The 13002-nt window shown below is 66.0% G+C and carries 16 protein-coding genes, 1 tRNA gene and 1 riboswitch; of the genes, 10 read left to right on the top strand and 7 right to left on the bottom strand.

Annotated elements, in window-relative coordinates; translation table 11 throughout:
* The first annotated feature begins 165 nt into the window (after nt 1–165).
* On the top strand, nt 166–999 hold the full coding sequence (locus VG543_RS00085) for an AraC family transcriptional regulator (RefSeq protein ID WP_019658975.1): 834 nt from the start codon (nt 166–168) through the stop codon (nt 997–999).
* A gap of 4 nt (nt 1000–1003) precedes the next feature.
* On the opposite strand, the gene crcB is transcribed toward VG543_RS00085, so the two are convergent.
* Both crcB and VG543_RS00075 read right to left on the bottom strand, forming a co-directional pair.
* On the bottom strand, nt 1004–1396 hold the full coding sequence (gene crcB, locus VG543_RS00080) for a fluoride efflux transporter CrcB (RefSeq protein ID WP_021204393.1): 393 nt from the start codon (nt 1394–1396) through the stop codon (nt 1004–1006).
* A gap of 82 nt (nt 1397–1478) precedes the next feature.
* A riboswitch (Fluoride riboswitch) is annotated at nt 1479–1542 on the bottom strand.
* Between the two features lie 22 nt (nt 1543–1564).
* Nucleotides 1565–1966 (bottom strand): XRE family transcriptional regulator, encoded by a 402-nt coding sequence (locus VG543_RS00075; protein ID WP_019658973.1) that lies wholly within the window; start codon nt 1964–1966, stop codon nt 1565–1567.
* Nucleotides 1967–2077: 111 nt separating this feature from the next.
* Here VG543_RS00075 and VG543_RS00070 point away from each other — a divergent pair, with 111 nt between their 5' ends.
* Complete coding sequence (locus VG543_RS00070; RefSeq protein WP_019658972.1) at nt 2078–2287, top strand: hypothetical protein; 210 nt, start codon at nt 2078–2080, stop codon at nt 2285–2287.
* A 353-nt stretch (nt 2288–2640) separates the two neighbouring features.
* Nucleotides 2641–2877 carry a hypothetical protein gene (locus VG543_RS00065; protein ID WP_019658971.1) on the top strand — a complete coding sequence of 79 codons (237 nt, stop codon included), beginning with the start codon at nt 2641–2643 and terminating at the stop codon, nt 2875–2877.
* Nucleotide 2878: 1 nt separating this feature from the next.
* On the opposite strand, the gene VG543_RS00060 is transcribed toward VG543_RS00065, so the two are convergent.
* Together VG543_RS00060 and VG543_RS00055 are read right to left on the bottom strand one after the other, a co-directional pair.
* Nucleotides 2879–3928: a 4Fe-4S dicluster domain-containing protein gene (locus VG543_RS00060; RefSeq protein WP_058980163.1), complete on the bottom strand. Its 1050-nt coding sequence runs from the start codon at nt 3926–3928 to the stop codon at nt 2879–2881.
* Complete coding sequence (locus tag VG543_RS00055; protein WP_019658969.1) at nt 3925–4212, bottom strand: hypothetical protein; 288 nt, start codon at nt 4210–4212, stop codon at nt 3925–3927. Before VG543_RS00055 ends, VG543_RS00060 begins: the two co-directional genes overlap by 4 nt.
* Before the next feature lie 179 nt (nt 4213–4391).
* Between VG543_RS00055 and VG543_RS00050 the strand changes: the two genes are divergently transcribed.
* Both VG543_RS00050 and hemN read left to right on the top strand, forming a co-directional pair.
* The gene (locus tag VG543_RS00050) at nt 4392–4832 is read left to right on the top strand and encodes a group III truncated hemoglobin (protein WP_058980161.1); all 441 of its coding nucleotides are present in this window, start codon (nt 4392–4394) and stop codon (nt 4830–4832) included.
* A 44-nt stretch (nt 4833–4876) separates the two neighbouring features.
* Entirely contained in the window at nt 4877–6286 is a 1410-nt protein-coding gene (hemN, locus tag VG543_RS00045; RefSeq protein WP_058980175.1) for an oxygen-independent coproporphyrinogen III oxidase, read from the top strand.
* A gap of 23 nt (nt 6287–6309) precedes the next feature.
* On the opposite strand, the gene VG543_RS00040 is transcribed toward hemN, so the two are convergent.
* Nucleotides 6310–6396 (bottom strand) — tRNA-Leu (locus tag VG543_RS00040).
* A gap of 131 nt (nt 6397–6527) precedes the next feature.
* Here VG543_RS00040 and VG543_RS00035 point away from each other — a divergent pair.
* The 4 genes from VG543_RS00035 (at nt 6528) to VG543_RS00020 (ending at nt 10637) form a co-directional block, all read left to right on the top strand.
* Nucleotides 6528–6962, top strand: coding sequence for a BLUF domain-containing protein (locus VG543_RS00035; RefSeq protein ID WP_019658901.1), 435 nt, complete (start codon nt 6528–6530; stop codon nt 6960–6962).
* Nucleotides 6963–7104: 142 nt separating this feature from the next.
* Nucleotides 7105–8391 (top strand): nucleotide sugar dehydrogenase, encoded by a 1287-nt coding sequence (locus VG543_RS00030; RefSeq protein WP_423177387.1) that lies wholly within the window; start codon nt 7105–7107, stop codon nt 8389–8391.
* Between the two features lie 55 nt (nt 8392–8446).
* On the top strand, nt 8447–10069 hold the full coding sequence (locus VG543_RS00025) for an FMN-binding glutamate synthase family protein (RefSeq protein WP_021204397.1): 1623 nt from the start codon (nt 8447–8449) through the stop codon (nt 10067–10069).
* 106 nt (nt 10070–10175) lie between these two features.
* Nucleotides 10176–10637: a GNAT family N-acetyltransferase gene (locus VG543_RS00020; RefSeq protein WP_111102018.1), complete on the top strand. Its 462-nt coding sequence runs from the start codon at nt 10176–10178 to the stop codon at nt 10635–10637.
* Nucleotides 10638–10759: 122 nt separating this feature from the next.
* Here VG543_RS00020 and VG543_RS00015 read toward each other — a convergent pair whose 3' ends face one another.
* Nucleotides 10760–12007, bottom strand: a complete 1248-nt coding sequence (locus VG543_RS00015) for a TIGR03862 family flavoprotein (RefSeq protein WP_423177385.1) — start codon at nt 12005–12007, stop codon at nt 10760–10762.
* Complete coding sequence (locus tag VG543_RS00010; protein WP_423177384.1) at nt 11994–12428, bottom strand: FKBP-type peptidyl-prolyl cis-trans isomerase; 435 nt, start codon at nt 12426–12428, stop codon at nt 11994–11996. The genes VG543_RS00015 and VG543_RS00010 overlap by 14 nt, the downstream gene beginning before the upstream one ends.
* A gap of 70 nt (nt 12429–12498) precedes the next feature.
* Between VG543_RS00010 and VG543_RS00005 the strand changes: the two genes are divergently transcribed.
* Nucleotides 12499–12864 carry a DUF6164 family protein gene (locus tag VG543_RS00005; protein ID WP_021204401.1) on the top strand — a complete coding sequence of 122 codons (366 nt, stop codon included), beginning with the start codon at nt 12499–12501 and terminating at the stop codon, nt 12862–12864.
* The last annotated feature ends 138 nt before the right edge of the window (nt 12865–13002 follow it).

The following is a 13002-nucleotide window of genomic DNA, read 5'->3' as shown; positions in this document are numbered from 1 at the left end:
TTCCATCCGGGAATGGCGTCAGCTTAGACCCCGCCAGCAGCCTGCGCGCGCTGCACTGCCGCAGGAAGGGCGGGGGGCGCTCCCCGAGTCGATCACGTCCGCTACGGGAGGATTCCGATACGATGTGTCGCCTTGATCTCTTTCTACTTTACCCAGGGTCCCGTCATGGTCGACCGTCTCGCCATTCTGCTTGAACGCTTTGCGGTCACTGCCTCGGTGTTCCATGCCGGTGCGCTGTGCGGTATCAACATGCTGGAGGGGGAGAATGAGGCCGGGCAGCTGCACCTGGTGCGGCGCGGCCCGTTGCAGGTCAGCCACGGCCGGCAGACCGTGCAGGTCGAAGTCCCCAGCCTGCTGCTGTACCCGCGACCGATGCCGCATCGCTTCAGCACTGATCCGCAGCACGGCGCCGACATGGCCTGCGCCAACCTGCATTTCGAGGGCGGTCGGCTCAACCCGATCAGCGCCGCGTTGCCCGATTTCATCTGCATGCCGCTGGCGGATCTCCATGGCGGCAACGCAGCGCTGGAACTGCTGTTCGAGGAGGCCTTCGAGCAGCGCTGCGGACGTGCGGTGATGGTCAACCGGTTGTTCGAGGTAGTGATGATCCAGGTGCTGCGCCAACTGATGGAAGGGGGCGGGATGCGTGGTGGCCTGTTTGCCGGGCTGGGTCATCCACGGCTGCGGCTGGCACTGGTAGCAATGCATGAGGCGCCCGCACAGTCCTGGACCCTGGAAGACCTGGCCGAGGTTGCCGGCATGTCACGCAGCGTGTTTGCTGCCAGTTTCCGCGAGGCGATGGGTACCACGCCCGGGCAGTACCTGCAGGGTTGGCGGGTGGGCCTGGCGCAGCAGGCACTGCGTCAGGGGCGCCCGCTGAAACGGATTGCCGACGACGTGGGTTATGGCAGCGAAGCCGCGCTGTCGCGCGCGTTCAAGGCGCATACCGGGCTGTCGCCGCGGGAATGGCGCGGGCAGACCCGGGCCAGCGCGGCCTGAGCGCTCAGCCCAGCAGCAGCCGGGCCAGCTTCATGCCGCCGAACAGGCCGGCCAGGCCCAGTGCCACCGAGCCGCCGGCATACAGGGCCGCCAGCCCATGCTGGCCGCGCTGCAGCAGCAGGCCGATCTCCAGTGCATAGGTGGAAAACGTGGTGTAGCCGCCGAGGATGCCGGTGGCCAGCAACAATCGCAGCTGTGGCGAGGCGCCATTGCGCATCGCGAAGACCTCGACCACGACGCCCATCAGGAGCGCGCCGCTGATGTTGATCAGGAAGGTCGACCAGGGCCAGGGACTGCCGGCCACTACCCGCGCGCCGAGCAGATTGCAGGCGTGGCGCAGGCAGGCACCGATGCCGCCTCCGATGAAGACCAGGAAATAGCCGTTCAGTGCGTGCATGGGGTGCCTCGAATACGGGTTCGCAGGGTCAATGGCGAACGCCGAGGGCAGGCACGACCCGCCGTCGACGAACACCGGATTCGTCATGGCAGGAGCCATCAGCCTTCTCAGGCGGTTATCGGGGGAGCCCCATCCCCATCGAGGCCCATGCTACCAGCGGCGGTGCATTTACGTCATCGAGGTCGTCAGAACCCGGGCAACCTTGCTGCGGCTGAAGCCGTCCATCAGCAGTTCAAACGCGAGCAGATCCAAGGCCGCGTGGCGCCGGTGGTCGATCTCCAGACCGTTCTCGGCCACCAGATGGCTGACCAGCTCGTAGGCGTCCTGCCAGACATCCAGGTGGGCCTGGCTGGGGATGTAGGCATTGCCAGGCTCACCGACGCCAAGCCCGCTGACCCCGTACAGCAGCTCGCGTGCGTCCAGCTTAGCCGCATCGGCGATGCGGAACAGCTGTTCGGCCTTTACGTGCGAGGCGCTCACGTGGTCGTTGAGCCAGTTGCTGATGGTTGCTGTCGTTGATTTGGCGGCGCGTGCCAGATCGGCCGGGCGTGGGTGCCCGGCTTTCTTCATGGCTGCCGCGAGTCGTTGGCCGAGAGTATTCATCTATGCAAGCCAGCTTAACGCGTGGATTGCGAAGAAGCCTTGCCGCAAGAATCAGTCTGGTTAACAGAAGGACCGACCGTGACCGAATTCTGGAGCAAGCGGCAGGTACGAACCCGGCTGGGATTCCGCACCGACGCGGAACTGGCGCGCTTCTTTGGCATCAGCCGTTCCGCAGTGTCGCAATGGCCGAGGGACTTTCCCATTCCTCCATTGCGGCAGTACATCCTCCATCAGCGCTACCCGAACCTTTTTCCGACAACTGAAGCGCGGGCAGACGAATCCATCTGATTTGCGCCGCCTTTTGTCGCATCCAGCCTGCTTAACCCGATGCGCTAAGTACACTTAGCAAAATAGGCAAGTTCAATCGATCCCAAGCTGATAATCAGTGCCGCCTACTGCGGACGTCGTGCTGTGCTTCCTGACGCCTGTCGGCTTCGCCCCATCCGGCACCCCCAGGGCCCCGTATGTAGTTTCGTGAACGATTAATAATTTCAATCACGAAAGTCGCTGCATGTAATTGACCTGTCGTGAAATCTGTGACTAATTGGAGTCAACCAGTCGTGAAGCCTGGGAGTCTTTCAGTAGCACGCAAGTGAGTCGGTAGTCCGTCAACGATGCAGAACAAGTCCAACGGAGGTCGTATGGAATACGGCATGAATGGCTTGGCTGAACGGGTACGCCGCGAACTGGAAGCCAGTTATCACAAACACGGATGCGGTCCGGCGTTCTGGGATACCTACCAGCAGGTGCTGGATCGCCTGGTCCCACAGGGGACCGAGCGTACCGAAGTCACCAACGAGATGGCGCTGATCATCGAACAGTTGGGCATCGTCCGGCGCGCCCAGCTTGTGCCGCCGCACGCCAACGCGTCGCGTTGATTCACAGCAGGCGCCAGGCGCCGCAGGCAAGCAGCGCGAGCAACAAGGACAGCAGGGCCAACGTCCGGGGGCGCCACAGGCGCTTCGGTTGTCCGGCCATCGCCTGCGGACTGCAGTAGCGCACCAGCCCAGGACCGAAACCGGCCCGGAGCTGTTGTTGTGCGCAGGCCTCCAGGCAGGCGCCACAGGCCAGGCAATCGGCCTGCGGTCCCTGGCGGATGTCCAGTTGCATCGGGCAGGCACGGACGCAGGCTGCGCAATCGGTGCAGTCACCCAGGCGGTCGGCGCTGAAGGTCGGCATCGGTCCTGCCAGCAGCGGATGCGCAGCGCGGAATACGTAGTCCTGCGCAGTGGTCGGGTCGAGCAGGCCGCGGCCACGGCCCAGCACCCCGCCGAGACCGGACGGGCGTGGCCCGCGCGGCTCACCGCGGCGGGCGTCGTACAGCATGCGCGGCGTATGCGGATCGGTCAGCAGCGGCTGCATGCGTGCGAACGGGCACAGCGAACGGCACACCTGCTCACGCAGGAACCCGGCGTTTCCCCAGGTGGCGGCGGCGTAGAACAGCACCCAGAACGTTTCCCAGCCGCTCCAGCCAGCGCTTGGCGCGGCGGCCAGCAATCCGCTGATCGGGCTGAACAGGCCGACGAAGGTGATGCCGGTCCACACTGACAGCAGGCCCCAGGCCAGCTGGGTGGCTGGGCCTGCCGCAGGTGCGGGCAGTACCCGCGCCGCGCTGCGGGCGATCCAGTCGAAGGCACGGCGCCACAGCGTCTGCGGGCAGGCGTGGCCGCACCAGACGCGGCCGGCGAGGTGGGTCAGCAGCGCGAGGCTTACTACCAGTACCGCCAGCAGGCCGATCAGCGCGCCGACGTCGCCGGGCCACAAGGTCCAGCCAAACAGGTCGAATCGCCGCGCGCTGATGTCCAGCAGCAGCGCCTGGCGTCCTTCCCAGCGCAGCCACGGCAGTGCGTAGAACACCACCAGCAGGGCAGCGCTGAGCGTGCCGCGCCAATGCCAGGGACGGGGTACCCGGGTGCAGGACGTGCTCATCCCAGCGGCAGCTCCTCGTCGTCATCGCCCGGCAGGGGCCGCTGCAGGTACCAGGTGACCGCGCTGGACAGTGCAGTGACCGACCAGAACATGAAGAATCCTGCCGTATAGCCCAGTTCGCGGCTGATGGCCGTGCCCGGGAAACTGATGGCCTGCAGGCGCAATGGATCGACGAAGGCGAAGAACACCACGCTGGCAACGCCGGCGGCGATGAAGCTGGGCCAGAGGATCGCGCCCCAGTGCTGGATCAGCCGCTGGCGGCGGTTGGGAAAAGGTCTGTTCATGCTGTCCCCGATCGAAAAGTGGGCGGCGCGTATACTTCGCCAGGATCGGCGCCGTATCCGCAGGGCATGCTTCCTGCAAGCGTGCCAGCCTAGGCGCAGCGGATTGCGCCGACATTGATCTGGATCAACGGCGCTGCCGCCTGGGTGCGGCAGCCTGCCTGCAAGCTTTGGATGCCCCGATGAACGCAACACAGCCGCCTGTCCTCCCCGTCGCCTCGCCCGGGTTGTGCACCGAGCAGGAAGTGACCCGACTGGTCCACGATTTCTATGCCCGCGTGCGAGTGGAAGAGCGGCTGGGACCGGTGTTCGAGGCGCACGTGCACGACTGGCCCGGGCACCTGGCGCAGCTGGTCGATTTCTGGTCGGCGATGCTGCGTGGCACTCGCCGCTTCAAGGGCTCGCCGATGTCCAAGCACATGGCCATCGAGCTGGACAAGGACCTGTTTGATCGCTGGCTGGTGCTGTTCCGGGTCACCACTGCCGAGTGCGGCAACCCGCCGATGCAGGAACTGGCCAACGACGTGGCTGCGCGGATCGGTGACACCTTCTGGAAGCGCTACCAGATGCTGCGCTGGCCGCAGGTCGGCCTGCCGGTACTGGGGATCGCCGGCAAGCATTGATCTGGGTCAAGGCGGCACAGGCCGCCTGGCGCGATGCTGGCGGCATGGACACGTTCTCTCCCGCCGCCGGTGGCCTGGCCTGGACCTTCGACCCCGACCTTCTGCGCCGGCACGACCGGCCGGGCCCGCGCTACACCTCGTATCCGACCGCGCCGCATTTCCATGATGGCTTCGACGCGCCGGCGCTGCGCCAGGCGATCGCCGACAGCAACCAGCTGGCCCGCGCGCTGTCGCTGTACGTGCATGTGCCGTTCTGTTCCAGCCCCTGCTTCTACTGTGGCTGCAACCGGGTGATCACCCGCGACCGCGGACGTGGCCACAGCTATGTGTCGCGCGTGCTGGCCGAGGCCGACCTGCTGGCGCCGCAGTTCGAGGACGGCCGTGAGGTCATCCAGCTGCATCTGGGCGGTGGCACGCCGAATTTCCTCGAGGCCGAGGCGATGACCACACTTGTGGAAGGGCTGCGCCGGCGCTTCGATTTCAGCGATTCACCGCAGCGCGATTTCTCGATCGAACTCGATCCACGCTTCATCGACACCCGCGACGTCGCCATGCTGGCGCGCCTGGGATTCAACCGGGCCAGCCTGGGCGTGCAGGATTTCGACCCGCAGGTGCAGGAATCGATCAACCGCATCCAGGGCGTGCAGCAGACACTGGACATCCTGAGTGCCTGCCGCGACAGCGGCATGCGTTCGGTCAACGTCGACCTGATCTACGGCCTGCCCGGGCAGAGCCTGGAGGGGTTCGGCCGCACCCTCGATAGGGTGCTGGCGCTGCGTCCGGACCGCCTGGCGGTGTACGGATACGCGCATCTGCCGCATCTGTTCCGTGCGCAGAAGCAGATCGACGAAAGCCGCTTGCCTTCGCCGGAGGACAAACTGGCGCTGCTGGGTCTGGCGGTGGAGACGCTCTCTGCGGCCGGCTACCAGTACATCGGCATGGATCACTTCGCATTGCCGGAAGAAGATCTGTCGCGCGCACAACGCGCCGGGCAGCTGCATCGCAATTTCATGGGCTATACCACCCACGCAGATACCGATCTGCTCGGCCTGGGCGTGAGTGCGATCAGCCACATCGGTGCCACCTACAGCCAGAATCCGCGCGACCTGCCGTCATGGGAGGATGCCGTGGACCAGGGGCAGCTGCCGGTGTGGCGCGGCGTGGCGCTGAGCGCTGACGACCAGCTGCGTGCGGAACTGATCCAGCAGTTGATGTGCCAGGGCGAGGTCGATGGCGTGCAGCTGGGTCAGCGCCACGGCGTGGATTTCGAACAGTACTTTGCCGAGGACCTGCATTCGGTACAGCGGCTGCAGGAAGACGGGCTGGCCGAATACCGCGATGGCGTAGTGCGTTCCAGCGAACCGGGGCGACCGCTGCTGCGGTTGCTGGCGATGTGCTTCGATCCGTACCTGCGTGCCACTCACGAGCAACCGCGTTACTCGCGGGCGATCTGAGTGTGGGTTGCGCGGCGTGCGTATGGTGCCCGGAGCCGGAATCGAACCGGCATGGGGTTGCCCCCGGCGGATTTTAAGTCCGATGCGTCTACCAGTTTCGCCATCCGGGCCAGCAGCGCGGCGCCGATTGTAGCCCACCTGCGGTGCCTCGGCCTGTTTGCATCACGGCGGTCGCGTGCTTAACTGCCGATCGTATTCATGTCATAGTCCCTGCCATCGTTCCCAGGGGGGGAGCCATCTGATGTCGCTGCACGCGATTGCCTATGCCAGCGAGGCCCGCGCCGATCTGCAGACAACCGATCTTGACCGCCTGCTGGCCGATGCCACGGCATTCAATCGTGTAGCTGGAGTCACCGGCGTCCTGATGTTCGATGGCAGCCGTTTCCTGCAGTATCTCGAAGGCCCGCAGGACGGCATCGATTCGGTGTTCCAGCGCATCCTCAACGCGCGCAGCCATGGGCAGCTGCACGTACTGTGCCGCGCTCCGGTGGTGCAGCGGGCATTTCCGCGCTGGTCGATGGGTACGCGGCGCATCGAGCCAGAACCACTGGCGCAGATCGTCGACGCCGCTTGGCCCGGCTTCTTGCTTGGCAGCGGTGGATTTGAACGCCTGCTGCAGGCCTGGACCGGTGCCGACGGTGAGCTGGAACCGGCGGCGGTGGCGTTGGGGTCCTGAGCCCGCCTTGGCGGCAGGGCGCCGGGGCCGGTAGGCTGTAGCCTTTCTGGCGCAGGTTTTCCGGAGTGGTGCAGCAGATGAGTGTGTTGGCCGAGGCCATGGCAGCGTATGTGCGATTGCATCGATTGCATGGGATGTGCCGATGAGTGTGCCGGTTGCGGCCGCCAGTGACCCTCGGTTTGCGGTGGTCGGCCTGGGATATGTCGGCCTGCCGTTGGCGGTGGCGTTTGGCCGGCAGTGGCCGACGTTGGGCTTCGATATTGACGCCGGTCGCATCGCCGAGCTGCGCAGCGGCCAGGACCACACACTGGAAATGGAAGCCGACGAGCTGGCCAGTGCGCACCTGTTGCAGTACGGCAGCGATCCGGCACTGCTTGATGCCTGCAATGTCTACATCGTCACCGTGCCGACCCCGATCGATGCCTACGAACAGCCCGATCTGGAGCCGTTGCGTTCGGCCACGCGCCTGATTGCCAGCCATCTCCGCGCCGGAGATCTGGTGATCTATGAGTCCACGGTCTACCCCGGAACCACCGAGGAAGTGTGCGTGCCGCTGCTGGAACAAAGGTCCGGCCTGCGCTTCAACGAAGACTTCTACTGCGGCTACAGCCCCGAACGGGTCAGCCCCGGTGACCGCCGGCGGCGCCTTGCCGACATCCGCAAGATCACCTCCGGATCGACCCCGGAGGTCGCTGGGGTGATTGATGGTCTGTACCAGCGCATCATTGCCGCCGGTACGTTCCCGGCCCCTTCGATGCGCGTGGCTGAAGCGGCCAAGGTGGTCGAGAACATCCAGCGTGACGTCAACATCGCGCTGGTCAACGAGCTGGCCCTGATCTTCGACCGGCTCGGCATCGACACCCAGGACGTGCTGGATGCCGCCGGCAGCAAGTGGAACTTCCTGCCGTTCCGCCCGGGCCTGGTCGGTGGTCACTGCATCGGCGTCGATCCGTACTACCTGCTGCACAAGTCCGAGAGCGTGGGTTACCACCCGGACCTGATCCACACCGCGCGACAGGTCAATAACCGCGTCGGCGAGCACGTAGCGGCTCGGGTGCTGGCGATGCTGGCCGAGCGTGGCCGTGCGCCGGCGGATGCACGCATCCTGGTCCTGGGCGTGACCTTCAAGGAGGATTGCCCGGACCTGCGCAACAGTCGCGCGTTGGAACTGGCACAGCGCTTGCGCGATGCCGGTGCGAGGGTCGAGGTAAGCGACCCGTGGGTCGGCCCGGCGGCATTGACCGGCGAGGGCCTGGACTGGCTGGCCGAGCCCGGGGCAGGGCGCTATGACGCGGTGGTGCTGGCGGTGGCCCACGCCCGTTTCAAGGCGATGGATGAATCCGCAATCCGGGCGCTGCTGGCGCCCGGTGGCCTGGTCTACGACGTGAAATCGGCCTGGCCGCGCAACGTGGTTGACGATCGTTTGTAAGCCCCGGCTGCGAACGGCGCGGTAGACTCGGGGGCAGTTGCAACCGAGGAACGCCATGCACCGGTATATCGTCTACCTGCTCGCCATCCTGATGTTCCCGATATGCCTGTGGCTGGCCACGATCTGGCCAGCCTGGTACTGGGGCGTCGGCCTGACTGCCGCGATGGTGGCGCTGGGGACCTGGGACCTGCTGCAGAAACGCAGCACGTTGCGCCGCAATTATCCGGTGATGGCGCACTTCCGCTACGGGCTGGAGTCGATCGGTCCGGAGATCCGCCAGTACTTCGTGCAGAGCGACCTGGAAGACGTGCCGTTCTCGCGCCAGCAGCGCGCGCTGATCTACCAGCGCGCAAAGAACGAGATGGACACGGTGCCGTTCGGCACCCTGCGCAGCACTTATGCGGTGGACTATGAGTGGATCAACCATTCGCTGGCACCGACGACGATTGCCAAGCATGACTTCCGCGTCCTGATCGGCCCGAACTGCGCCAAGCCTTATTCGGCCAGCGTGTTCAACATCTCGGCGATGAGCTTTGGCTCGCTGTCAGCCAATGCGATCCGCGCACTGAACGAAGGCGCGCGCCGCGGTGGCTTCTACCACGACACCGGCGAAGGATCGATTTCGCCCTACCACCGCGAAATGGGCGGCGACCTGGTGTGGGAGATCGGCTCGGGGTACTTCGGTTGCCGTGACGAGAAAGGTGGTTTCAGCGAGGAGCGCTTCGTTGCCAACGCTACCCACGATCAGGTCAAGATGATCGAGATCAAGCTGTCGCAGGGGGCCAAGCCGGGCCACGGCGGTGTGCTGCCGGCACCGAAAGTGACCGCCGAGATCTCGGTGACCCGTGGCGTGCCGATGGGCGTTGACTGCGTGTCGCCGTCGCGCCATTCGGCGTTCTCCACGCCGGTTGAACTGTTGCAGTTCGTGGCCCGCCTGCGCGAACTGTCCGGTGGCAAGCCGGTCGGTTTCAAGTTGGCCATCGGCCACCCGTGGGAATGGTTCGGCATCGCCAAGGCGATGCAGGAAACCGGCCTGTTGCCGGACTTCATCGTGGTGGATGGCGCCGAAGGCGGCACCGGCGCGGCACCGGCCGAGTTCGTCGATCATGTCGGCGTGCCGATGCATGAGGCACTGCTGCTGGTGCACAACACCCTGGTCGGCCTCGACCTGCGTGAGCGCATCCGCATCGGCGCGGCCGGCAAGATCACCAGTGCGTTCGACATCGCACGGACCATCGCGTTGGGGGCCGACTGGTGCAATGCCGGCCGAGGCTTCATGTTCGCGCTGGGCTGCATCCAGTCGCTGAGCTGCCATACCGACAAGTGTCCGACCGGGATCGCTACCCAGGATCCCGCGCGCTGGAAGCATCTGGATGCACCGGACAAGGCTGCTCGTGTCTACAGCTACCACGAGCACACGCTGCATGCCTTGAAGGAACTGCTGTGTGCCGCTGGCCTCAATGATCCGGCCGAGCTGGGGCCGGAACACATCCTGCGCCGTGTCTCGCCGGTGGAGATCCGTTCGCTGGCCTCGTTGTACCGCTACCTGGAGCCAGGCGAACTGCTGCACAAGGTGCCCGACCATGCGGTGTTCCATGCGTTCTGGGCCGATGCGCGCAGCGACTCGTTCCAGCCACCGCCGAAGATCCAGGCGCTGCGCGCCAGCAAGTCGCGATAACGTGATGTTGTAGAGCCGAGCCCATGCTCGGCTGATCTTCGTTCCAACATCGCGATGCGTGATCGAGAAGCAGCCGAGCATAGGCTCGGCTCTACAAGGAGATGTCATGCAGTTCAGGACCGGCACCATGGATGACGTGGCCATGTTGTGGGCGCTGCGCACGCGTTGCGTGCGCGAGACCTGCAGCAGCCATTACCCGCCCGAAGTCATTGCGCCCTGGTCTGCCTCGCCGCCACCGTCGCAGTATGCGCGGCTGTTGTCGCAGGGCGGATGCGTAGTGGCCGAGGACGGGCAGGGTGGCCTGCTCGGCTTCGGCGTCTTTGATGCCGATGCCAATGAAGTCGATGCGTTGTTCGTCAATCCGGATCATGGCGGCCAGGGCATTGGCCAGGCGTTGATGCAGCGCCTGCTGGCGATGGCCGATCGTGAACGTGAGGTGGTGCTGTCGGCCTCGCTCAACGCCGTGCCGTTCTATCAACGCCAGGGGTTCGTCAGCGTGCGCGAAGAGGCCTACCCGCATCCCAGCGGCGTGGCGCTGGCTTCAGTGAGCATGCGCCGGCCGTGGTGAGTGCTCGTTTTCTGCGTTCTGTAGAGCCGAGCCCACGCTCGGCTGCTTTTGATTCAAGCCGAGCATGGGCTCGGCTCTACAGGTAACGCCGTCGAGCATGGCTCGACGCTACAAGGCAGGCGTCACCGCCCGGCCAGCCACCTGATTACGCCTTCCGCAGCACGCAGGCCACTGGCGTAGCACGCGGTCAACAGGTAGCCACCTGTCGGCGCTTCCCAGTCCAGCATCTCGCCGGCGCAGAACACGCCGGGCACTGCCCGCAGCATCAGGCCATCATCCAGCGCATCCAGGCGCACGCCGCCGGCGGTGCTGATCACCTCGGCCATCGGCCGGGGACGCAGCAGGCGCAGCGGCAGGCGCTTGAGCGTAGCCGCCACGGCAGGCAGGTCGCTGCCCGCTTCTTTACCCAGAATCTCGAACACCAGTGCGGCTTTCACTGCATCCAGGCCGGCTTGGCGGCGCAGGTGCTCGCCGAAGCTGCGGCCCTTGCGTGGGCGTGACAGATCGGCAAGCAGGCGCGCCTCGTCGCGGCCCGGTACCAGATCCAGCCACAGCATCGCGTGGCCCTCGCGGTTGATGGTCTCGCGCAGGTCCGCCGCCATCGCATAGATCAGGCTGCCTTCGATGCCGTACTCACTGGCCACGCATTCGCCCTGCAGCGACCGTGGCTGTCCGGCCAGGTCGATCCACTGCGCGACCACCGGCTTCAACGGCGCGCCGGCATTGCGTTGGGCGAAGAATGGGGTCCAACCCACGTCGAAACCGCAGTTGGCCGACTGCAGTGGTGCGATGTCCACGCCACGGGCCTGCAGTGGCGCGACCCAGGCGCCGTCACTGCCCAGCTGCGGCCAGCTGCCGCCGCCCATGGCCAGCAGGGTGGCATCGGCATGTACTTCAACGGCGCCATCTTCGGTTTCAAATCGCAGCGCGCCATCCTCACCCCAGCCGATCCAGCGGTGGTTGGCATGCAGGCGCACACCCTGTTCCTTCAGCCGGCGCACCCAGCCACGCAGCAGCGGCGCAGCCTTCCGGTCGACCGGGAACACGCGGCCGGAGCTGCCCACATAGGTCTCCACGCCCAGGCCGGCGGCCCAGTCGCGCAGCGCCTGCGCATCGAAGTCGTCCAGCCAGCGGCCCACGGCCGTGGACTGCTCGCGGTAGCGGCTGTCGAACAGCGGACGCGGATCGGAATGGGTGAGGTTGAGCCCGCCCTTGCCGGCGATCAGGAATTTGCGGCCGGGCGACCCCTTGGCCTCGTACAGGTCGACGTCCAGCCCGGCGGCGCGCAGGCGCTCGGCGGCGAACAGGCCGGCCGGGCCACCGCCGATGACGGTGACGCGGTGGGGCATGGCGGCATCACGGTTTGACATCGAGCAGCTCGACGTCGAACACCAGCGACGATCCGGCCGGAATCGGGCCGACCTTGCGGTCGCCGTAACCGTAGTCCGGCGGGATCATCAGCGTGCGCTTGCCGCCAACTTTCATGCCGGCCACGCCCTCATCCCAGCCGCGGATGACCTGGCCGGCGCCAAGCGCGAAGGTGAACGGTTGGCCGTGCTTGAAGGAGCTGTCGAAGGTCTTGCCGTGCTTGGTCTCGGTACGGTTGTCGTAGATCCAACCGGTGTAGTGCACGGTGACCTTGCTGCCGGGAACAGCTTCAGCACCGGTACCTGGCACGGTATCGATCCGCTCGAAGCCGGTCAGGGTGCCGCCGGGCGGCGGGCCGGACGGTTCGGTCGAGCAGCCAGCGGCGGCGAGGGACAGCAGCAGGGGAAGCAGCAGGCGGCGCATCGGGCGTCTCCGGTAGGGCGCAGGTCGAGGGCGGCAAGGGTAGCGCATCGGCGCCGGGTATCATGGGGACATGGCAAAACTCCTGCTCAATCTGCGCAATGTCGGTGACGACGAGTACGCCGATGTCTGCACGCTGCTCGACCAGCACGGCATCGCCTGGTACCGCACCGAACCCAGCCCCTGGGGCATTTCCAACGGAGGCCTGTGGCTGCGCGAGGACGCCGATCATCCACGTGCGAAGGCGCTGATGGCGGAGTACCAGGCCGAACGCGGGCCGCGCATCCGTGCCGAGCGTGAGCAGGCATTGCGTGATGGCACGGCGGAGACCTTCGGCAGCCTGTTCCGGCGGCGGCCGCTGTTCGTAATGCTGGTGCTGCTGGGGATGGCCGCTGCCGCTGCGCTGGTGCTGCTGCCGTTCGTACTGTTGCGGGGGTAAGGGGTTTCGGCCGGGTTGCACCCGGCACCCGCAGACGCAACGGCGACGTCAAAAGCCGGGCTTCAGTGGGAGGGTGGGGCGGTGTGGGCAGGCGGGGGACGGCAAAAGCTGCTCCTGCGTGCCTCGTAGAGCGCCATC

The organism is Stenotrophomonas sp. CASM101 (assembly GCF_049384845.1).
Lineage (GTDB): Bacteria > Pseudomonadota > Gammaproteobacteria > Xanthomonadales > Xanthomonadaceae > Stenotrophomonas > Stenotrophomonas hibiscicola.
The sequence above is the reverse complement of the archived record's forward strand: the minus strand, read 5'-3'. Positions and strand labels throughout refer to the sequence as shown.